We start from the raw sequence: 21,595 nt of genomic DNA, 5'->3' as shown, positions 1-21,595 counted from the left end.
CGGGTTAAAGCAACGAAAACAACCGCTCAACTGGTTGAAATATCAAGGTTCACATTACGGTGTGAGCCTTGAGTTTATTTAGGGATACAGGTAAGGTTACGCGAACAATTTCAAAGTAGCTTGATATGGATTTCCAACAACTTCTTCACCAAAAACAGCGCAAATGGACCCGAGCCATTTATCTGATGGCAGCACTGCTTGTCGCGCTGAGTGCGATTTACCTAATGGTTGGCGATCTTTTCATTTCCCCTCTGGGCACATTGTCCACGTTAGAACAAAAACTACTGATTGATTTACGCTTACCTCGATTATTAGCAGCGATTGCGATCGGGGCTGGGTTAGCTGTATCTGGTGCAAGCTTACAAGTGTTATTGGGTAACGTATTAGCGGAGCCAGGTGTGCTCGGCATTTCTGGTGGCGCAAGTTTGGCGATGGTTATCGTGCTGTTCTTCTTGCCGTTTGCTCCGACTCCAGAAGTGTTCATGATTGCCGCCGTTTTAGGCTCGCTCTGTTTCACCGTGATACTGGTGAGCATGGTAAAAACGATGCGACTCACCACGGCTAAATTACTGCTGGTGGGTGTCGCGTTAGGCATTCTTTCTGGTGCGATGGTGACATGGGCGTTCTATTTTAGTGATGACTTAAGCCTACGCCTATTGATGTATTGGCTGATGGGCAGCTTAGGTGGCGTGACTTGGTATCAACACTCGCTCACTTTAGTGATGATCCCCGTTATTATCTGGTTGTGTTTGCAAGGCAGCAAACTAGACAAACTGATGATAGGCGAAACGCATGCCGCACAGTTAGGCGTGAATGTTTCGAGATTACGTTGGCGTTTAATCTTTGCTGTCTCAATTTTAGTCGGCTGCGCGGTTGCCTTAGGTGGCGTGATCAGCTTTGTTGGCTTGGTTGTGCCACACTTATTGCGTTTAGCGATTGGTACTGATAACAAATATCTGCTTCCTTTGTCTGCCGTTGCTGGTGCTGCATTGCTTGTATTTGCTGATATCTGTGCAAGAACCTTATTAGATTCCGCAGAGCTGCCTTTGGGTGTGATGACCACCAGTATTGGTGCGCCTATCTTCATTTGGATGTTAATTAAAAATCATGATTCAAATTAAGAGCCTGAGCGTCGGCGCTCGTTTATTACCACTATCATTTGAGCTCAAGCAAGGGCAGGTGACTCATGTTATCGGCCCGAATGGCAGCGGTAAAAGTACCTTACTCGAAGCGATATCTGGCATTGGTGATGGCTATAAAGGTGATATAAAGTTCGACGGGCAGGATTTGTCACAACTGTCGCTACAAGATTTATCATTACATCGTGCTTATTTATGCCAAAGCGCAAGGCCAGCCTTCAACTTGGAAGTATTCCAATACCTTGCGTTGTCATTGCCAAGTTCATCGCATGGCCTTGAGGCTGAAATCAACGCAGCTTTGGAAGAAATTAGCCAGATGCTAGACATTGCAGACAAACTTCATCGTTCAATTCAGACACTGTCTGGTGGTGAATGGCAACGCGTTCGTTTGGCGGGCATGTGTCTGCAAATTTGGCCGACACTTAACCCCTACGCGAAGCTGCTGATCCTCGACGAACCCGCAGCTCCACTGGATATTGCTCAAGAAGCCTTGTTGTACAAGCTCATTGAACGAGTGGCAGAGAAGGGCATTGCAGTGATCATGGCAAACCATGATTTGAACAGAACCCTGAGACACGCCGACCAAGTGTTGCTGCTTGATAAAGGCGTACTTCAAGCATCAGGCACAGCTGATCAAGTGCTTACCCCTGAGCAGCTAGAGTCCGTGTTTAACACCGAAGTCAAAAGTATCTCAGTCGACAATCAGACCTATCTTTTGTTTGGTTAAAAGACTAATTGGTTAAGCTGCTCATTGGGTTTAAGGCGAGTTAGTAAAGGAAGCAAATATGTTTAGATACATCCAAAGAAGAAGAATCAAAAAGGTGATTAAGTCTTTGTCAGCAAAGATGGTAAAGAGCTATGGAAGCCGTGATTTCTTCTCTATTGGACAGGTTGAAACAAGTTCTCGTGAGTTGAGTAAACGCCAACAACAGATTGCTTTAGCCTTGTTTGCGGATCCACAAGATCTTGCTGTTGAATTAGCTCCAACTATTCAGTTGCTGCGTAATGATGTGTCTAATGACTTCTTCGGCGGAGAAGACTACACAGCGCGAGATGTACTTAATCTATTGGGTGGCGGCGGTTGGAAGGGCGGTCGTATGGACGACGACATGTCACATCGCATGGGCATGCATAGCCGCTATTAAAGCTCTACCAAGCTCCCTCTATTTAAATCAACTTTGCATCAAAGCACCTTTATCTAATGTGACTCGTCAAAACCGTTATTTTGACAACAAACCCTCTACTTTCGCGTCAATGCGATATCCTGAACAGCCCGTTCATACGTTTCTCACCTCTAGTCTCTCAGGTTCTTAGCCTGTTCCCTTGCTCTATTTATTGAATAAACTTCATAGTCTTCAGATGTATAAGATAATTTCCCCTTCGTATTACCTTTGATGAATATCAATCAGCCTTATTGATTAAATAATCCTACCTTCCTCGACCATGCTCAAATTGATTGATATGCATTTGCTTTATTAATGTTCGAGCCAAGTAACGGTTAATAGCAAATTGAGGTGCTTACTCAATCAAACAAGTGGATAGGTAAACAAGCGAAGATCATTTTGTCTTGTTAATGGGAAATATGACGTCTTTAAGTGGAAATGTTATGAGAATCGGAATAGAGAAAACGGCTTTAGCCATCGCTTTGTCTGTGGCTTGTGGTGGTGCTATGGCACATGGATTTATATCGCTGAACGATGATGGCAACATCATAAGTCGTGTCGCTTTGTGTCACTTAGAAGATTCTGAAGGTCAGGCGAAGAACATGGACTGTGGCGACATACAGTATGAGCCACAAAGTGTGGAAGGCTTTGACGGCTTCCCAGAAGGTGGACCTGCTGACGGCTATATTGCCAGTGCTGAAATATCAATCGCAAGAAATCTAGATGAACAAACTTCAGAGCGCTGGCAGAAACGCCCAATAGAAGCGGGCTCTCAAGAATTTGAATGGACATTTAGAGCCAACCATATTGCGGCTGGTTTTAAATATTACATTACGAAAGAAGGTTGGGACCAAAATTCACCATTAACTCGCTCAGAGTTTGACTTAAATCCCTTTTGTGAAGTTGATGCCCATGGAGAGATGACACAGAACACGGCGACTCACACGTGTAACGTGCCAGAGAGAGAAGGCTATCACGTGATTTTGGCTGTGTGGGATGTGGGCGACACCGACAAGGCTTTCTATAACGCGATTGATGTGGTGTTTGATGGCGATGATTCTCAACTTCCGGATTGGGAAAAAGCAGGTCAGATAATTCCTACGATTAATTTGAAAGAAGGCGACGCGGTATATACGCGCGTGTTTGATGGGTCTGGTGAAAACTCATCGCTCAGTACTCGTATCGAGATTGCGAATAGTGAGGATGGCCAACCAAAGAACTGGTCTAAGGCATTAGCAACCAAAGTTAATGAAGATCGCAATAACATTAAGTCTGGCGTGTTGAGTGAGAATGGTTTTGCTCCTATTTACGGTGTGAACCCAATATATGTGAATTCTGACAGCGGTATCCAGCGTGTGGAAATAGGTTACGATGTTGAAGTGCCAGAACCCGATACGTCACTGACGGTTGAAGGTCTGGAACCAGAATACGTGATCGGAGAAGAGCCAACCGTTCTCGATCTATCATTGATAGCCGAGGGCGATGCCCAAGCTGAACTCACCGTGTATAACCATGCTCGAGAGTCTTTAGCATACTGGAGTGGGGAGGTTGAAGATAACTCGTCAGAATCGGTATCATTACCTTTGTCTAAATCAGAGGCTGCTCATCATATGTTGGTAGTGAGTGTCAAAAACAGCGAAGGTAAATTGGTAGGCCAACAAATGATGGATTTCCATTTAGTTGATGCCGATGCGCCACCACCTGCACATGATTATGTCTACCCAGAAGGCTTTGGTAACTATGTTGATGGCGACGTCGTTTTATTTGAAGGCGAAGGTGTTTATCAATGTTACGGCCCATGGGCATCAGAATGTAACAATGAAGCGTACCTTCCAGGCGTGGCAGCAGATCCAAATTGGGTTGAGCAACAATGGAAAAAGTTAGATTAATTACGAGTTAATCGAACTCACTTAGCTGTATATTAAATCTCTACATGCAAAAGCGGCTTAATCATCAAGCCGCTTTTTTATTCACTTTGAATAATGTTGCGCCAATCAAGACGGAATACTGAGATCCAATAATTCGAAGCAACATCATCTATCGACAACGCATTTCTTTGAGTTGTGTGATTCTGATTCCTATCAATATAAAACCCGCTGTCATTGATAAAATTGACGTATATATTTTTCGTTGTTCTTCAAACAAAAACTATAAACCCTCGAAGTGCAATTTTGATTGGTAAGTGACCAGTTAATGTTGTGTGCAGGGTAAAATAATAGAGAGTGGGAAAGTGACAACAATAAATAATAATATTCTAAAAGTAGCAGTAGGTATGGCTATGCTATCGAGTGTGCCTTCGGTGGCAAATGCTCATGGTTGGTCTGAATTTCCAAGTGCGCGTCAGAACACGTGTTACGAGCAAGGCGGGATTTGGTCGGGTACACCACCTAATGCTGCGTGTGCTCAAGCAAAAGACATTTCTGGTTCATACCCATTTGTTCAACGTAACGAATACGCTAAAAATGTTCAGGATTTCAATAACATCAATGCTGTAAAATCGGCGATTCCTGACGGCACGTTATGTTATGCCAATGATTCACAAAAACGCGGCATGGGTGCGCCTCATACTGGTTGGACTCGTACCGAGCTAAATACTGGTACGTTTGAATATGTATTCAATGCAACAGCGCCACACAACCCTTCTTTCTGGGAGTTCTACCTAACGAAACCAAACGCAGACCTAAGCAAAGGCCTAGCGTGGGGAGATTTAGATCTTATCCAAGAAGAGGGTAACGTTCCGGTTAATGGCGGCAAGTACCGCATTAATGTCACTATTCCTTCAGATCGCTCTGGCGATGCGATTCTATTCGTTCGCTGGCAGCGTAATGATGCTGCGGGCGAAGGCTTCTACAACTGTTCAGACATCACTATCGCGGGTGGTACAACCCCTCCACCAGAGCCGGGTCCAGAGCCCGATCTAGTGCGTGGTGATCTGTTTGTTTCAGACCAATTTGGAACGCCAGAAGTTGGTGACACAGTTAAGTACGACATCATCAACAAGTATGGTGAAGTAGCGCGCAGCTTCGACATCGTTATCGACGCTTCAAACGTTAACGATTGGGCTCGTTTATTGGCTTCAGAAATCAATGGTTGGCACGAAGAGTTTAAAGATGGCGCGATTTTCATTGGTGACTGGCACGTTGAAATGCAGCACTACATGTACTTCCAAAACGACCCTTCACGTAACTTCTTCAACTCAAAAGATAGCCGTGCTTCAGGTCAGTTAACGTTGATTGATGGTGGCGACGGTGGTGTTGAACCATTGAAAGGTGACATCTACGAGCTAGTGAAGAGTGACAATGTAGTGAATGCTGGCGATAAGGTTGTGATTGCAACAAGTGAAGCGGCGACATTGACTCAAACTCAAGGCTCTTCAGTAAGCATTCAAAATAACGGCACGGTTTCTATCGTAGTTGATACCACTGGCATCACTGCAAACGAAACTCTATCGTTTATGGCTAGCTCGATTGAAAGCGACAGTATTGAAACCTTCACTTTTGAAGTAATTGCTGATGACGGTGGCGTAACACCAGACCCAGATCCAACACCGGATCCTGATCCGACTCCTGATCCAGGCACGTGGGACTCATCAACAACTTACCTTGGTGGTGAAGTCGTGACTTACTCGAACCAGTCATGGAAAGCACAATGGTGGGTTCAAGGTGGTACAAACCCTAAAGCGACCTACGAAAATGACAAATGGGGCGTTTGGCGTCCAGCGAACTAATTTAACTATCGTTAGTTAATCAGCTTTAAAGGAATAACCAAGGCACCACACTTTTTGACGAGTGTGGTGTCTTTTTTATTGGAAAGGCTTAATAAGCGAAATAGATTTGATTTCAATTGGTTTTATCCTTTCATATAGTAAGAGAGCGTCACAAATATCGACTGGTTGATAGTTAATAATGAGTAAATCTGTTGGATGGATGACGAGGGTTTTATGGAGCTAACCAGTAAGCAAGTTGGAGTCTTTAAGGGAATGGCGTGGGCTATGCTAAGCGCGATTGTTGCAATCTTGGCAGCCATCGTTTTAGACCCTCTCAATCACGCTCAAACCAGTTTGCTAGAAGATAGGGTGACTGTTTTAGGGCAGTCTCTGATACTACCGACCTTGATGTTAATCGTCTCTATTGGACGCTTAGCCAAGTTTCGCTTCTTCAGCCCAGAAGATATCGATGGCAGTGGGTTAACGTCTGGAACGAAGCAAGCTATCATGCTGCAAAGCTTGCTTCAAAATACCTTAGAGCAACTGGTCATCGCATTTGGTGTCTATACCGCGTGGTGTTTGTTGATGCCTTTTGCTTGGTTATCGGCGGGGCTCGTGTGTTCAGTGTTGTTTTTTATTGGGCGTATCTTCTTTTTCAAAGGCTACAGTCATGGAGCTCCGGCAAGGGCTTTTGGTTTTGCGTTAACCTTTTATTCAACGGTAGTGCTGTGCTTAGTATTGGTGGTTACTCAATTGGTATTCGCCTTAAGTTAGTTAGACGTTTTTCTAAGGTGCTGCCCGATTTTAAACCAAGGCAAATGAATTTCGATTAGGGCGGAGTATCCCTTTGCCTGTAACATGACGTGCTTACTATCTTCGAACACGAAAGACGTTTTGATGAAAAAATCACAGATACTCGCCAATACAATCAAGAATCAGATAGAGCAAAATATTTGGTTGAGTGGTGAGAAGATCCCATCAATTAGAGATGCTTGTAAGCGCTATAAACTCAGTATCGAGACGGTATTACAAGCCTATCAGCAACTTGAAGACCAAGGCTATGTGCGCTCAAAGCCTAAGTCTGGCTATTTCGTGTTACCGCGCAGAAATGTATTCACCTCAGAACACACGCAACAAAAAGCCATCAAGCCGTATCCTGTTAAAATCAGTGACCTGCTATACGATGTACTTCAACGAGCCAAAGACCCTAGCATCATTCCACTTAGCTCGGCATTCCCTGATCCCGCCTTGTTTCCGCATCAAGCATTGTCACGCAGTTTAGCTAATGCCAGTCGCCAAATGCCCGACAACAGTATGCTCACCAATTTACCTCCAGGAAGTGAAACACTTCGTAGACAAATTGCCCAACGCTATCAAGTTCAAGGCTTGAACGTACTGCCAGACGACATTGTGATCACCTCTGGGGCGATGGAGGCGCTTAATTTATGCCTACAATCCTGTACCGAACCGGGTGACTTAGTCGCGATAGAGTACCCTGCGTTTTACGGCGTGTTACAGACTATTGAAAGACTAAACCTCACTGCCGTAGAGATTCCAACAGACCCGACAATAGGGATTGATTTAGATGTGTTGGAATCGGTGTTCGCTTCAATGGACATCAAAGCGTGCTGGTTCATGACAGAATCGCAAAACCCTGTTGGCTATTCGATGAGTGATGGAAACAAGCAGCGATTGGCCGAGTTGGTGAACCAACATAAGATCCCGATGATTGAAGACGATGTGTATCGAGAACTTCATGTCGGCAACCAAAGCTCATTACCTGCAAAAGCCTATGACACCGGCGAACAGATCATGCTTTGTGGTTCGTTTTCCAAATCATTGTCACCGGGCTTTCGAATTGGTTGGGTAGTGGCACGTAAACAAGCGTTAAAGATTCAGCGGTTACAGCACTTATCAACTCTTTCCAGCAGTATTCCTATTCAGCTCGGTTTGTCTCACTACCTTACGTTTTATAGTTATGACAACCATCTTAAAAAGCTTCGTAAACTTTTGAATGAAAGGAAGAAAGCTCATATCGCACTCTTAGAATCCAGTTTACCTTCAAGTGCGATGGTGCATAAAAGCCAAGGTGGTTACTTCATTTGGATAGAGCTGCCTCACTCTGTTTGTGTTGAGAAGCTGTATGAGCTAGCCCTTGAGCGAAACATCTCTGTCGCTCCGGGAATCATATTCAGCAGTGATAAAAAGTTCTCACACCACATTCGTATCAACTGTTCGTATGCTTGTGATGATAAAATAGCAGAAGCCATTCAAACGCTCGGCGGCTTGATTCGGACAATGGAATTGCAAGCCAATAGTTGCAGCTAAACTCTGACCAGTCGTTCGTCTAATAAGTAAATCTGTTCTGTTTTTTATCAACCAATCTGTTCTAGTTTGGTTCGTGAAAACTGTGCTGAAATACGCTCCAATTCTTAATATGAAAGCCATCATTATGATGTTTGGAGCTTAAATGTTTGATGTAGTTGAATTGTCGCGTTTACAGTTTGCGCTAACCGCTATGTTCCACTTTCTTTTCGTCCCTCTGACTATCGGTATGTCGTGCTTACTGGCGATCATGGAGTCGATCTATGTACTCACCGGTAAACAAATCTATCAAGACATGACTCGCTTCTGGGGCAAACTGTTCGGCATTAACTTTGCCTTGGGTGTCACGACCGGTTTAACCATGGAGTTCCAGTTCGGCACCAACTGGTCTTATTATTCTCACTATGTCGGCGATATTTTCGGTGCACCTTTAGCCATCGAAGCGCTTGTCGCATTTTTCCTAGAATCCACCTTTGTTGGATTATTCTTCTTCGGCTGGGAAAGGTTATCTAAACGCCAACACCTTGTAGTGACTTGGCTGGTGGCGTTGGGCTCAAGCTTCTCTGCATTGTGGATTTTGGTTGCCAATGGTTGGATGCAAAACCCGATTGGTTCAGAGTTCAACTACCAAACCATGCGTATGGAAATGACCAGCTTTGCAGAAGTGGTGCTCAACCCTGTCGCTCAAGTTAAATTCCTGCATACCGTGGCCTCAGCGTATACCTGTGGCTCAATGTTTATCCTTGGCGTGAGCTCTTACTACTTACTTAAAGGTCGTGACGTTGCTTTTGCAAAACGTTCGTTTGCTGTCGCAGCTTCGTTTGGTATTGCTTCTATTATCTCGGTGATCGTATTAGGTGATGAGTCGGGTTATGAACTGGGTGATGTTCAAAAAGTGAAACTCGCGGCTATTGAAGCGGAATGGCACACAGAACCTGCACCTGCGGCGTTTACCTTGTTCGGATTACCCAACCAAGAAGAAGGCAAAACCGACTTCGCGGTAAAAATCCCTTATGTGATGGGAATTATTGCAACGCGATCTCTGGATGAGCAAGTCACTGGCCTTCATGACCTACGCGACCAACACCTCGTCCGCATTCGCAACGGAATCATCGCTTATGAATTGCTAGAGCGTTTACGAGCTGGCGACACCTCTTATGAGACGGAACAAGCCTTTGATCAAACCAAGCACGATCTCGGCTATGGCTTATTACTTAAGCGTTACACCGATACCGTAACCGATGCGACTGAACAGCAAATCCAACAAGCGGCAGATGATTCCATTCCAACTGTCTGGCCACTTTTTTGGTCATTCCGAATCATGGTGGGCTGTGGTTTCATTATGTTGTTTGTGTTTGGTGCTGCCTTCCTGCAAACCTACCGTAAAAACATTACGCAAAAGCCTTGGTTACTGAAAGCGGCGCTATGGTCGATTCCATTACCTTGGATTGCCATTGAAGCTGGCTGGTTTGTTGCGGAATACGGCCGTCAGCCTTGGGCAGTAGGTGAAATCCTTCCTGTGACGGTCGCGGCTTCTTCTCAAACCGTTGAAAATCTGCTTACGTCTCTTGCTCTCATTATCAGCCTATATACCGTATTCATCATTGTTGAAAGTTACTTGATGATTACCGTTGCTAAAAAAGGCCCAAGCAGTTTAAAAACGGGTCGCTATCACTATGAACAAAATACAACTTCACTTGAAGCCAAATTGGCACAACAAGTTCAACAATAAGGTGACTGACTCATGTTCGAATATGACACATTGCGTTTAATTTGGTGGGTTCTGATTGGTGTACTGCTGATTGGTTTTATGATCACCGATGGTTTTGATATGGGAGTGGGGGCGTTGTTACCGTTTATTGGTAAAACGAACGTTGAAAGACGAGTCATGATTAACTCCATCGCGCCCCATTGGGACGGCAACCAAGTGTGGTTAATTACCGCAGGTGGTGCGTTGTTTGCGGCTTGGCCTCTTGTTTATGCGACATCGTTTTCAAGCCTTTATGTAGCTATGTATGTGGTGCTTATCTCACTGTGGTTACGTCCTTTGGCGCTTGAGTATCGAGCAAAGATCGACAGCGATCAGTGGCGACAAGTATGTGATTTAGCAATCTCGTTCTCAGGCTTCTTCCCGCCTATCTTGTTTGGGGTGGCGTTTGGCAATTTGATGCAAGGCTTACCTTTTACGCTTAATAGCTTATTGATGGTTGAGTACCATGGTTCGTTTATCGATTTGATTAACCCATTTGCGCTTTTGTGTGGTCTAGTCGGGTTGTTGATGGCGCTGTTACAAGGCAGTGCTTGGTTGATGATGAAAACCACAGATGCAGTGTACAAAAAGGCAAGAAGGGTGACGCAGGCGAGTGCGGTACTTGTTGCGTTCCTTATGGTGGTTGGCTGTATGGCGATTAACCATAGTGATGGCTATGTGATAGTCAGTGCGATGGATCATAGCTCGGCTTCGAACCCTTTGAACAAAGAAGTCATCACACAAACAGGCGCTTGGTTAACCAACTTCGATACGTACCCTTGGATGTGGTTTGCACCGATCGGCAGCGTGACCATTCCATTGCTGGCTTTGATTGGCGCAAGGTTGAAATGGGATGCGATTGCTTTTATAAGTTCAAGCCTGACTAATGCTTGCATCATCTTAACGGCGGGTTTCTCGATGTTCCCGTTCATTATCCCGTCTAGCGTTAACCCGAGTAATAGCCTAACGCTGTGGGATTCAACATCGAGCGAACTGACCTTGAACATCATGACAGGCGTGGCGTTTGTGATGGTACCTATCATTCTGTGTTATACCGCGTTCAGTTATCGAACCATGTTTGGACGACTCGATAGTGAGTATGTCGAACGTAATGGCCACTCACTGTATTAAGGAGTTTCTCATGTGGTATTTTGTTTGGATATTGGGCTTATTCCTAGCCTCTGCATTTGCAGTTTTGAATGTTATCAGCCTAGAGAAAAGTGACTCAGAAACGGAGTCTTAATCGCTGAGCAAAGCTCTGTAAGAAGATAAGAGTTATATAGAAAACAAGAGCTATATAAGAAGACCAGAAGCGTGAGTTTCTGGTCTGTTAGTTTTGTAATGTGTTGACGAATTATTCCAGAATAAGGTTTTCTTTAATCTCATCGTTAAGATACCTCTGATCAAAATCTGGTGTCATGAATTCGACGAAGGAAGAGTCTAGATAGCCGGTTTCTAGATAACTCGGCTCTAGATAATGGAAATCTAAGTGATCAGCACTTGCGTAGGTGGGAATCGCAGAAAACAAAACGATACTGATCGCTGCAGCGATATTAATGACTTTGTTACGTTGAAGAGTCATTTTCATAGTAGTGCCCTCGAAAGGTGGGCAAATCCATCTGCCTATGAGAATTGAATCTGAGATGTTTAGAAGTCGTAAGACAAACCAAGTGTGATGATGCTGTCGTTGTCGATCGGGCCCATCGACTTACCGTCTAAGTAAAGGTCACCTTCGTTGGTGTTGAAATAGGTGTATTTCACGTAGGGTGTCCAGTCGTCGATGCTCTTAGAGAGAACGACTTCGTGTTCATTGGTACGATAGTCGCCTTGATGAAAGATAACGTTGTCATCGTTGTGGGTAAACCCGCCATTGGATCCATCACTGTTTTCGTGAGTGTATTGGTAAGCTAAATCCCAACCGGCGAGTGAGTACCCCGCACCGGCGATGAACTTATTGGTGTTGATCGTGGTATCGCTTACATTCTCGAGTACTTGCCCTGACTGGTTATATCCCAATCCACTGAATACATTGAAGTTGTCGTTTACTTGATAATCAATAATACCTTCGATTAATAACTCTTCACCGTTGTCCCATTTACCGAGTTCACCGTATAGGTTGAACGTGAAGGACTCGCTGATGTGAAAGTCGTGGCCGTAACCCGCTGCTAACCAACCTTGGTCATCAAAACCTATATAGACTTGTCCATTTTCTGAGGTATCGATTAATGCGCCAGCTTCTGTGGTGTAGACACCGTTATCAGCAGCATTAGAGGCAACGTTTTGTTCGATGTAAACTTGAGTCGAAGTCGCAAACGCTGCGCTGCTGAGTAACGTAAGTGGTAGAGCAATAAGGTTAAGCTTTTTCATGGATTCTCCAGTGTCGTTCTATTGAATTAACTTGCTGGAGAGTATGTGATTAAACTGAATTTATATTAATAGGGTTAACTTTAGTTAAAACCTCAGTTTCATTTATGTTTTCTTAATGCTGACTTGATTGCTTCACGGGTTTTGATGTGTTGCTCGTCGTTAGCATAACGGCGGTGATAGAGCATTCGAAACGTGAGCGGTTTTAATTTGATAGGGATAGGGTGAACGCGTAAGCCAAGCGCTGGTGCGAGCATTTCTGCAAAAGAGCGAGTAGAAGCGGCGATGTAATCTGTCGTGCTTGCCAAAATCAGCATGCTTGAAATTGAGCTGGTTTCAATTCTGACTTTTCTCGGCTCGATATCGCTCTCTGATAAAAACTCGACCGTGTTCATGTTGGCGCGTTTGATCTTGAGTGCAATATGTTCCTCTTGGAAATACTCCTCTTTACTCAGTGTCTCACCAATTCGAGGGTGGTTGATTCGAGTCAGACACACGGGCTCCTCATCGACGATGGTTTCTTCAATCAATGAGTGTTTCTTACTCGAAAGTACATCAATGACGATATCCACTTTTTGTGCAGTAAGCGCATCAAACAGTTCTTCCTCTTCGAGCGGCGCTTCCGTAAAGCTTACGCCTTCAACCTGGCTAACGAAATGAAGCAAGCTCTCTGTGCAATAGACTTTAAGGTCATTCTTTTGCTGCTCAACCGTTCCAATGATGTTCAATGGGTCTTCTATCTTATTAGCGAGTGATACCGCTGCTCCAGTGGGCGCGATACCTCGTCCTTCTCTCACAAATAAAGCCTTGCCCACGACACCTTCGAGTCTCTTAATAGCCGCGCTTACCGCGGGTTGAGAAATATCGAGCTGCTCTGATGCCACGGTGATAGAGCTGTGTTTGTAAACGGCCAAAAATGTCGTCAGTAGATTAAGGTCCAAATTCAGTTCCCTCTATTCTTATTGCCACTCATTCAAATCATTGTGGAGTCACTATTAACTCATAAATGAAATGGAGGTTTTAAGTAAAGTTTACACTATATATCAAGGTTCTGTTTATTAATAAACTTGTTTGCATCGGAGTGAGGAAGGAACTTCATTCATTTACTAAATACTCAGACCGATAGGTGAAACTATGAGAACTTTCGCAAAATTATCAATCATCTCTACAGCAATGATCATCACGACAACCGCTTTTGCTGCTGACCCAATGATGCAATACAACACCAAGCAGACTAACTCTGATATTCAAAAACTCGAGAAATTTGAATATCACGAGGGTGAAACCCTTGAAGAGTATCTGAGCAGTCAACCTAAGGGGAACTTGTACTCTTCAGAAGAAGAGGTGCTCTCTGTGTTAATGGGCGGTGTAAACAATGGTGACTATCGCAAAGAAACCAATTCAGGTTGGAAAGAAGGCCTGATGTTTGAGGGCATTGCACCTTATGGCGATCACATGGTGTCTGGCGCCAACTGGTTCCCACGCACTGAAGAAGTTCAACCGGATGAAATGCGCGTCACGTTCATGGGGACATCACCAATGATTCGCCCGGGGCAGGCAAACACCTCGATATACGTCGAATTGGGTAACGGCTCTAACTTTGTCTTTGATTTAGGTGAAGGATCAATTGCGAACTACGTAGCGGCGGGTGTCGCGATGAATGAACTCGACCATATCTTCATTACTCACTTACACGTAGATCACTACGGATCATTACCTTACCTGTATCAATTTGGTGGTTGGAATGGTCGCTGGGAAAAGCCGCTTAACATTTATGGCCCGAGTGGTGCGACTCCAGAATATGGCACTCGTCATATGATTGAAGGCATGCAGCAAATGTTGAACTGGCACACCGATGCATTTGATGTGTTCCCATCAGGCAACGACATAGTGGTACACGAGTTTGATTTCCGCGACGACGGTGGCGTTATCTATGACCAAGACAATGTGGAAGTGATTCACTGGCGACGCAGTCACGCAAAAGATGGTGCGTCTGGTTACCGCTTGAATTGGACTCAAGATGATGGTCGAGTGCTTTCATTTGTTTGGACAGGAGACGGTCGCCCAACTGAGTTGGATTTGAAATACGCAAAAGGTGCAGACTTGTTCATTACTGAATTGCAAACCGAAACGTTTGGTGTGTCTTCGATTATTCAAGGTGTGCCGCCATTCTTAGCACGTTACACCGTTGATACTCACCATACACCAGCGTACGCGGCGGGTTATGTGGCCAATGAAGTACAACCTCGCTTGTTCATGACAACGCACATGACATTCGACCCATATCTCAATGAGGAAACCGTTGCAGAGGTTCGCCACCATTGGCAAGGGCCTTACCACTTCGGCGCACCAGATGGCATTGTCGTTAACATGACTAAAGATAACGCGTGGGTTCGTGAAGGTATTTTACCTGATTTCCCGAATGCGAGAGCGCCACAATTTGATATGGCCGATGGGTCTGATTTTAGGATTCCATTACCGAAAAACAGCCGTGAAGACATACAAGAACAAGAGATTCGTGATTTAGAGTTGGATCCAAAACTGTACTACCCAGAAGGCTACCACCCAGAGCTTTTAACTGAATGGCCAGTCGACCGTGACATCGTGATCCCAGCTGAACAAGTACCAGAAGCAATGAAGCAAGGTATGAACACCAAGCAAGAATACATGGATAGAGTGCGTGCTCACCACAACCTTGAGCGCAAGTCGGTAAGTCGTCCAACTGAGCCCGGTGAAGGAGCAGGAACCGACAACAAATAGGGTATTTGTAGTGAGGGCTGATGTGCCCTCACATCCTAAAAACTTAGGTAAACAACCCCATTCTATTACTCAACCATAAAAATCATTGCTAGCAACATCTTTGCTTAGAATATCTGGAGTTCATTATGAAAAAATCAATTTTAGCGGTCGTCATTCTATCTTTAGTGGCAGGTTCTGTTTTCGCTAACGGGCAATCAAATGCCCACAACTATCAACCTGGTGCGACGAATAACTCAGAACGTTTAGCGGACATTGATCCCAACTACGAACTGACCTTACCTTCAGAAAAAGAAGGCTACACCATGTATGACAACCAATACATGTCAGATGGCGGCACCTACACAACGTATGTTAAACCGAACCCTTCCGATGCAATGCATGTTGCCGATGAAGGCTCGCTAAAAATAACGCACGGTGAAGGTGGAGGCATTATGACGGAATACACCACAAAGAATGGGCAACACACGTTTTCAGTGATGTGCGGCTACACCTCGGGCCCATCATACTGGGCTGACGGAAAACCAGCGAAGGTATGTGAAGAGGCGCAAGCATTGGCGGTTGCCTTGGAAGCCAAGGGGCAATGGGAGATGAAGCAGATGGCTTACACCATCGCGCCAGCAAGAATCGTGGTTGATAAGTGATTTTTGTCTACAGAACGCTCTTTATATCGAGCCTCGTTATCCAATCATATTGATTATTTGTAGTGAGATGAGAGACGGGCTCAGGCTGAAATAGTCCTGACGTTCCCATCCGTTCATCTCACTAAAAGCTAAGCCAAGCAACTAATCAAATTGTTCTCTCAAATTTAGAAGGTCTATCCATGAATAACACTATTAAACTACTGGCTATCGCATGTGTTTTACTTACTCCAATGCTTGTAGCCGCTGTTGAACATAATCACAGTCACAATCATTTCAACCCTGCACTAGAACAACTTGGTGATGACATTATTGGTCTAACTGTGTGTTACAAAAATGGTCATCTCTCTGATGAAAACCAAGAACCTGCTTTCATGAACCTTATCAACCACGCCAATGTGGAAGGAGAGGAGTTAGGGATGTTCTACATGGACAAGTTGGGCCCTAAAGCCGAGCAAATCATGAGTGATGATGAGGCTCGACGTTTATGGACTGAAGATTATTGTGCTGATTTGACTGATACCTATTTGGATTCAGACAAGTTAGCTCAAAGAGCAAATGAACATCAAGGTCATTCCCACAGCCACGATCATGGCCATCACCATAATCATGACCACCATGAAGTTGGCGATTTAGCGCCAGAGGTGCTTGAGCAAGATATTGAGAGAGGGCGTTTACTCAGTATCAACTAAGCCCAATAAAATAAGCGTACTTACTTTGTTACCTCTTGGCACAAAATGGTAAGACTCGAATCGAGCGAATGACTAGAATTATCTCAAACGAAACAAGTGAATTAGGGCGGATTCTAGTCACTTTATCTTATTCGAATGGTTGCTTTGAAAGCTCGAAAGAGGATTATTTTATGTACGAACTAACACTGATTCTAAGTCTAATGATGGGTGGCGCTGATAGCACAGCAGAAATGGAAGTTAACACCCAATTTACGACTCTTGAGCAATGTAATGAAGAAGGCGCAGCGCTAGCTGAGAAGCTAAATGCAACAGACCTTAAAGTCATGCAAGTTCAATGTGAGCGTGATTAATCAAGAGAGCTAGTTAAACAATATGGGCACATACCTTTGTGTCCATATCACATCAACATAATAACCTAGTCTTTACTCTCTCCATCGGAAACTTTCCGTTAGCCACTACAAGTAAAAGCATATTATTAATACGCCTTCGTCAAAATACTGTTTCCCTACACTTGCTAATTCCTTAATTTGAAACAATTTCATCTAACCTATTGTTAAATATTTACTATTTGATAGTGTGTCTAGGTGCAAATTAAGGATGTGTTTCATATTTAGCGATGAAAATAGTAGGAGTTGCGATGAGTATTATAGTGAGACGGTCTGAACCGTCAGATGCAAAGGGAATAAAAGAAGTTTACGAATGCACTAATGCTTATACCGGTACGCTGCAACTCCCAAATCCATCTCTGGAAAGCTGGCAAAAACGAATCTCTAATATGCCTGACAACGTGTACTCGTATGTCGCGATGATCGACGATGAGATTGTTGGCAACTTGGGAATGGAAGTGTGTGTGAACCCAAGAAGACGACATGTGGCTTCATTTGGTATGGGTGTTAAAGACGATGTGTTAGGCAAAGGTGTCGGTAGCCAACTGCTCGCAACAGCAATCGACTTGTGTGATAACTGGATTAACATCAAGCGAATGGAGTTAACGGTGTACACCGATAATGAAAGAGCGATCAGTCTGTATAAGAAGTTTGGTTTCGTGATTGAAGGAGAGTCCGCAGGGTTCGCTTTCAGAAATGGCGAATATGTAGCGGCTTATCATATGGCTCGACTGGTATAGAGCTAAGGTTCGATTGAAAGATAATAAAACGCCACGTTATTTAAACGTGGCGTTTGCTATTTTGGTGCGCTGGTCGGTTTAGATAACCAGCTTAACCTTAGTTCAGTCGTAAACTTAGTTAAGCCGTTAGTGGCTCAAGGTTCGCAGGACGGTAGTGTACTGATTTTAGTACTTTACCTTGGCGAACCGTCTTGCCTTCAGATACGAAATCTTCCGCACACTTAGCAATGATGTATTCACCTTTTTGAACCGCCATCAACTTGATGTTTTGTTCAGCATAGAAAGCTTCAGTTTCTGCGTATTCTGTTTCGTTACGACACACTTTGCTCATGTTGCTTGAGTGTACTTCGTCCCAGCAAGGCAGAAAGTCAATTGAGCGGTTTTTAGAAACATTCAACAGTAGGTCGATCAGGTAGCTGATTGCTAGATTGTCTTCAACCTTAGCTTGGCCAAGGTGAACCAGACGTCCCATCAAAACATAAACGCTGTCTACAATAGCGTCCGCTTGTTCGATTTTAGAGTCAGCTTCTGCAAGTTCTGTTAGTTCTTCGATCGCTAGAGAGGTATGTAGCGTATCGCCTTTTTCGTCCATTGTTTCAGGAGCAGCAACAGGCAGATCAAAAGTACTGCGGAACTCTTCAATGTCGCGGTAAAGGTGATCGTAGATTTCTTGGCTTAGTTGAGAAAGGTTCATTTTCCTATCCATTCTGTTTCGTTAATCGATTATTTTACCAAAGCTAGGAATAGGGTGCTAACGCAAAGTCGAAGAAGTCGACTTTTATTCATTGGACCAATGAGGTATTTTGCATACAAACTAATTGATTATTATGTTTTTTTACACTTTACTCTTCTTAATATACCAAATATTTATGTTGCCATTAATGTCAGCAGTAGTGGAATCCCATTTATGAACCAAGCCAGTGAAAGCGAAATTGTTATACGCCGCTTGTATCAAATCACCAATGATTATCGAAAGGGCTTCGATATTCAAATCGCTCAGCTGCTTATTATGGGGCTTGAACGCTTCAACCTTGATATTGGTATCTTATCGAAAGTCGATGGCAATACTTATGTTGTTGAACATTGTGTTACGCCTGAAGGGGTAGAACTCAACAGCGGTGACACTTTTGATTATCGTTCAACCTATTGCGAAATTACCTGTAAATCGATTGGTCCTATCTGTATCGAGCATTGTGGCAAACACGATAAGTATGCGAAGCACCCTGCTTACCAGTCTTTTGGCTTGGAGTCTTATATTGGGGTTCCCATTTTCGTTAATGATGAGCTTTATGGCACTTTAAACTTCTCAAGCCCAGCACCCTATCATCGTGAGTTCAAAGAGTTCGATGTCGACGTGATGAGACTAATGGCATCATGGATCGAAGTGGAGCTGGTTAGAAGACAGCAAGAACGAAAGCTAAAAGAACTGAATGAGAAATTGGAGTATCAAGCTCTGTACGATCCTCTGACACACTTGCCAAATAGACGTTGCTTGTTCAAAACATTGAATGCAGAAGTGGAGCAATTAAAAGGCTCTTTAGGTAAGGGAACCTTGGCCGTTGTCGACATCGATTTCTTTAAACAGGTCAACGACACCTATGGCCACCAAATGGGTGATGTTGTATTAAAGAAAGTGGCGAACGTGCTAAGCAATAACACTCAAGAGGGTGAGTTTGTGGCGCGTTTTGGTGGTGAAGAGTTCATTCTTTGGTATCCAAATAAAACACCAAGTTGTGTTGAAGATAAGTTCATGACTCTTTTGCAAGAGATGAAGAAAATCACACTGGATAGAAAACCTGTCACTATATCGATTGGTGCGTGTCATTTTGAGTTGAGTACAGGGGATACCAAAGGGGAAAGGATGTCGGCGTTAGATAAGCTCATCAAAGTTGCCGATGAATGTCTGTACATTGCGAAACAAAATGGACGAGATCAGTTCATTTCTCGTCCATATCATCAAGAGCGCTCAGGAATATGAGCCATCTTGTTAGCGATTAACTGAACGATTAGCTAAACAAGTAGGGGAACAGTTTACGGCGTTCTTCTGGCGTTAAAGACTCAACTCTCGCGATGTTGGTATCAGGAATCGCTTCAGGGTTAGGGTAGTGCTTTAACACCTTTTCCATACTTGCTTCACGAATCAAATGGTAAACCGGGTACGGAGAACGGTTCGTTAGGTTTTCATCGTCTTCTGGATCCGCACCACCAAAGCAATAGTCTGGGTGGAAGGTTGCCACTTGGTAAACGCCTTCCCAATCTTCTTGCTTAATCAGAGCTTCAATCCAATCAATGAACATGTTGTAGTCGAAGAAATCTTGCAGCATGTTAGGCACAACCACCAATGTCGTCTCTAACTCGGCGACAGGCGTGTTATCTAACTCTACGAAATGCGTCATGATGTCTTCCAACAACGCTTCTTCCGTATTTGCTTCACTCACAAAGATCTTAATCTGTTTATTACGTTGTGGCTTGGCTGCGAATGGACACAGGTTTAGGCCAATAACGACATCGTCTAACCACTGTTTTACTTGGTCGTGGATGGTTTGAAGGTCTGTGCTTTGAGTGTTCGACATAACAGGTTCCGAAATGAAATTTTGCGTAGGATATCAGAACGGACGTTAATCAAAAGCAATAATTGAGTTACAACCTCAGCCGTAGTTATGCTTGTGCGAGTTTGGACGCCGATACTTGTAGCTGTTTCAACTGGTAGACCCAAGCAAATATCGCGACATAGAAGATTGAACCGCCCGCAATCACGCCATTCCAACCAAACAACTGCCAGCAATATAAGAGTAAGAAACCACCTAAACTGCCACCTATGTAGTAGTGAACTAAGTAAAGTGCCGTTGCTGTCGCTTTCGCGCTCGGTGCTTTTTGACTCACCCAAGAGTAGGCAAGGGTGTGGGCGAAGAACGCACCGCCACTAATCAATAACAAGCCCGCTAGCATGAACGGGACTTTATCGACGGCAGAAACTAACATTCCGATTAAGCTAATGCACACGCCCATCAATATACCGTTCAACGGATCGAAACGAAGTGTCCATTTGTTTGAGAGCTTAGAGCTTACCGTTCCGGCCAAGTAACATAGGAATATCAGCGATGCTAAACCCACAGGCACTGAATGAGGTGCGGATACTAGCCTAAAGCCCATTACTGAATACAGGTTCACGAACAGGGCAAAGTTAGCGCCACCAATCAACATCGCGAGCCACAGCGTGCGGTTTCTTAAGTGCATCATTACAGATCGGTTATGATGAAAGAACAGCCCTTTCTGTGGTTTGAAGTTTTGTTGATCAGGCAGGCTATACGCAATATAGAGTGCGCCAAGCAAAGAGCCGACAACGAAAAACAAGACTGTCGCATGCCAGTCGAAATAATCCGTAATCAAGCCACCCAATACACGCCCGAAAATACCACCTAGTGAGTTAGCCGCAATATAACCGCCTATCGCGACTGCGAATGCTTTGGGTGATAATTCTTCGACCATGTAGGCAACCGCCACACCTGCAAAAGCAGCGACCGCAATTCCCATGAATGCTCGGGCAATAACAAGCTGCAGTAGGGTGGTTGTGAACACCATGCTCAGCCCAATTAGTGGGATAGCAAATAAGCTGAACAGAATAATGGGTTTTCGACCGAAGGTTTCAGAAGCGATCGCCCAAGGCACCAAGCTGATGGAGAGCCCAAGTGTTGTCGCGGCAAACAGCCAGTTGATTTGAGTTTCCGAAACTTGGAAGTGCTCCGCCATGTGCGGCAAGATTGGCTGAAAGAGGTAAAGGTTACAGAAAATGATAAATGAGCCAATCGCCAATGATTGGGTGATGCGTTTGTATTGAGGACTGCCTTTATCAAACATTTACGTTGTGCCTGCACGAGTTAGTAAGCTATTTGTGAACAAGTTATCAGCACAAGTGTGATTAAAGAAATATA

22 protein-coding genes are annotated in these 21,595 nt (G+C 44.2%); 16 read left to right on the top strand and 6 right to left on the bottom strand.

What is annotated here, in order from left to right:
* The first annotated feature begins 125 nt into the window (after positions 1 to 125).
* The 10 genes from btuC to cydX all read left to right on the top strand — a co-directional run bounded on the left by btuC (position 126) and on the right by cydX (position 11,326).
* Complete coding sequence (gene btuC, locus MSG38_RS06745) at positions 126 to 1,121, top strand: vitamin B12 ABC transporter permease BtuC (RefSeq protein ID WP_248401347.1); 996 nt, start codon at positions 126 to 128, stop codon at positions 1,119 to 1,121.
* On the top strand, positions 1,108 to 1,866 hold the full coding sequence (gene btuD / locus MSG38_RS06740; protein ID WP_248401346.1) for a vitamin B12 ABC transporter ATP-binding protein BtuD: 759 nt from the start codon (positions 1,108 to 1,110) through the stop codon (positions 1,864 to 1,866). Before btuC ends, btuD begins: the two co-directional genes overlap by 14 nt.
* 58 nt (positions 1,867 to 1,924) lie before the next feature.
* Positions 1,925 to 2,284, top strand: a complete 360-nt coding sequence (locus tag MSG38_RS06735; RefSeq protein ID WP_017066163.1) for a DUF6559 family protein — start codon at positions 1,925 to 1,927, stop codon at positions 2,282 to 2,284.
* A 461-nt stretch (positions 2,285 to 2,745) separates the two neighbouring features.
* Positions 2,746 to 4,191 (top strand): N-acetylglucosamine-binding protein GbpA, encoded by a 1,446-nt coding sequence (gbpA, locus tag MSG38_RS06730; RefSeq protein ID WP_248401345.1) that lies wholly within the window; start codon positions 2,746 to 2,748, stop codon positions 4,189 to 4,191.
* 389 nt (positions 4,192 to 4,580) lie between these two features.
* Positions 4,581 to 6,029 (top strand): lytic polysaccharide monooxygenase, encoded by a 1,449-nt coding sequence (locus MSG38_RS06725; protein WP_248401483.1) that lies wholly within the window; start codon positions 4,581 to 4,583, stop codon positions 6,027 to 6,029.
* A gap of 195 nt (positions 6,030 to 6,224) precedes the next feature.
* Complete coding sequence (locus tag MSG38_RS06720) at positions 6,225 to 6,782, top strand: MAPEG family protein (protein WP_050650043.1); 558 nt, start codon at positions 6,225 to 6,227, stop codon at positions 6,780 to 6,782.
* A gap of 123 nt (positions 6,783 to 6,905) precedes the next feature.
* Positions 6,906 to 8,336 (top strand): PLP-dependent aminotransferase family protein, encoded by a 1,431-nt coding sequence (locus MSG38_RS06715; protein WP_248401344.1) that lies wholly within the window; start codon positions 6,906 to 6,908, stop codon positions 8,334 to 8,336.
* A gap of 142 nt (positions 8,337 to 8,478) precedes the next feature.
* Positions 8,479 to 10,065: a cytochrome ubiquinol oxidase subunit I gene (locus MSG38_RS06710; protein WP_004734905.1), complete on the top strand. Its 1,587-nt coding sequence runs from the start codon at positions 8,479 to 8,481 to the stop codon at positions 10,063 to 10,065.
* 12 nt (positions 10,066 to 10,077) lie between these two features.
* A complete protein-coding gene (gene cydB, locus MSG38_RS06705) occupies positions 10,078 to 11,214 on the top strand; it encodes a cytochrome d ubiquinol oxidase subunit II (RefSeq protein WP_248401343.1) in 1,137 nt (378 codons plus the stop codon).
* 10 nt (positions 11,215 to 11,224) lie between these two features.
* Positions 11,225 to 11,326, top strand: a complete 102-nt coding sequence (gene cydX, locus MSG38_RS06700; RefSeq protein WP_017083482.1) for a cytochrome bd-I oxidase subunit CydX — start codon at positions 11,225 to 11,227, stop codon at positions 11,324 to 11,326.
* Between the two features lie 111 nt (positions 11,327 to 11,437).
* Here cydX and MSG38_RS06695 read toward each other — a convergent pair whose 3' ends face one another.
* The 3 genes from MSG38_RS06695 to MSG38_RS06685 form a co-directional block, all read right to left on the bottom strand.
* Positions 11,438 to 11,671 carry a hypothetical protein gene (locus MSG38_RS06695; RefSeq protein WP_248401342.1) on the bottom strand — a complete coding sequence of 78 codons (234 nt, stop codon included), beginning with the start codon at positions 11,669 to 11,671 and terminating at the stop codon, positions 11,438 to 11,440.
* A gap of 59 nt (positions 11,672 to 11,730) precedes the next feature.
* Positions 11,731 to 12,450, bottom strand: coding sequence for a hypothetical protein (locus tag MSG38_RS06690; protein ID WP_248401341.1), 720 nt, complete (start codon positions 12,448 to 12,450; stop codon positions 11,731 to 11,733).
* 98 nt (positions 12,451 to 12,548) lie between these two features.
* A complete protein-coding gene (locus MSG38_RS06685; RefSeq protein WP_017078016.1) occupies positions 12,549 to 13,388 on the bottom strand; it encodes a LysR family transcriptional regulator in 840 nt (279 codons plus the stop codon).
* Between the two features lie 193 nt (positions 13,389 to 13,581).
* Here MSG38_RS06685 and gntH point away from each other — a divergent pair, with 193 nt between their 5' ends.
* From gntH to MSG38_RS06660, 5 genes are all read left to right on the top strand, one after another.
* Positions 13,582 to 15,207: a guanitoxin biosynthesis MBL fold metallo-hydrolase GntH gene (gene gntH, locus MSG38_RS06680; RefSeq protein WP_086970082.1), complete on the top strand. Its 1,626-nt coding sequence runs from the start codon at positions 13,582 to 13,584 to the stop codon at positions 15,205 to 15,207.
* A 125-nt stretch (positions 15,208 to 15,332) separates the two neighbouring features.
* Positions 15,333 to 15,848, top strand: coding sequence for a hypothetical protein (locus MSG38_RS06675; protein ID WP_248401340.1), 516 nt, complete (start codon positions 15,333 to 15,335; stop codon positions 15,846 to 15,848).
* Positions 15,849 to 16,027: 179 nt separating this feature from the next.
* Complete coding sequence (locus tag MSG38_RS06670; RefSeq protein ID WP_248401339.1) at positions 16,028 to 16,537, top strand: hypothetical protein; 510 nt, start codon at positions 16,028 to 16,030, stop codon at positions 16,535 to 16,537.
* A 170-nt stretch (positions 16,538 to 16,707) separates the two neighbouring features.
* Positions 16,708 to 16,887 (top strand): hypothetical protein, encoded by a 180-nt coding sequence (locus tag MSG38_RS06665; protein ID WP_017095358.1) that lies wholly within the window; start codon positions 16,708 to 16,710, stop codon positions 16,885 to 16,887.
* 287 nt (positions 16,888 to 17,174) lie between these two features.
* Entirely contained in the window at positions 17,175 to 17,663 is a 489-nt protein-coding gene (locus MSG38_RS06660; protein ID WP_017068284.1) for a GNAT family N-acetyltransferase, read from the top strand.
* 118 nt (positions 17,664 to 17,781) lie between these two features.
* Here the strand turns inward: MSG38_RS06660 and MSG38_RS06655 are convergent, their stop codons facing one another.
* Positions 17,782 to 18,357 carry a nucleoside triphosphate pyrophosphohydrolase family protein gene (locus MSG38_RS06655; RefSeq protein ID WP_017059167.1) on the bottom strand — a complete coding sequence of 192 codons (576 nt, stop codon included), beginning with the start codon at positions 18,355 to 18,357 and terminating at the stop codon, positions 17,782 to 17,784.
* A gap of 213 nt (positions 18,358 to 18,570) precedes the next feature.
* On the opposite strand from MSG38_RS06655, the gene MSG38_RS06650 reads away from it, so the two are divergent.
* Positions 18,571 to 19,641, top strand: coding sequence for a diguanylate cyclase (locus tag MSG38_RS06650; protein WP_248401338.1), 1,071 nt, complete (start codon positions 18,571 to 18,573; stop codon positions 19,639 to 19,641).
* Positions 19,642 to 19,669: 28 nt separating this feature from the next.
* Here MSG38_RS06650 and MSG38_RS06645 read toward each other — a convergent pair whose 3' ends face one another.
* Together MSG38_RS06645 and MSG38_RS06640 are read right to left on the bottom strand one after the other, a co-directional pair.
* A complete protein-coding gene (locus MSG38_RS06645; protein ID WP_017096948.1) occupies positions 19,670 to 20,236 on the bottom strand; it encodes a DUF1415 domain-containing protein in 567 nt (188 codons plus the stop codon).
* Between the two features lie 85 nt (positions 20,237 to 20,321).
* On the bottom strand, positions 20,322 to 21,521 hold the full coding sequence (locus MSG38_RS06640) for an MFS transporter (protein ID WP_050621460.1): 1,200 nt from the start codon (positions 21,519 to 21,521) through the stop codon (positions 20,322 to 20,324).
* Positions 21,522 to 21,595 lie beyond the last annotated feature (74 nt).

The organism is Vibrio sp. 1CM24A (assembly GCF_023161725.1).
In the GTDB taxonomy this organism is placed as follows: domain Bacteria; phylum Pseudomonadota; class Gammaproteobacteria; order Enterobacterales; family Vibrionaceae; genus Vibrio; species Vibrio coralliirubri.
The sequence above is the reverse complement of the archived record's forward strand: the minus strand, read 5'-3'. Positions and strand labels throughout refer to the sequence as shown.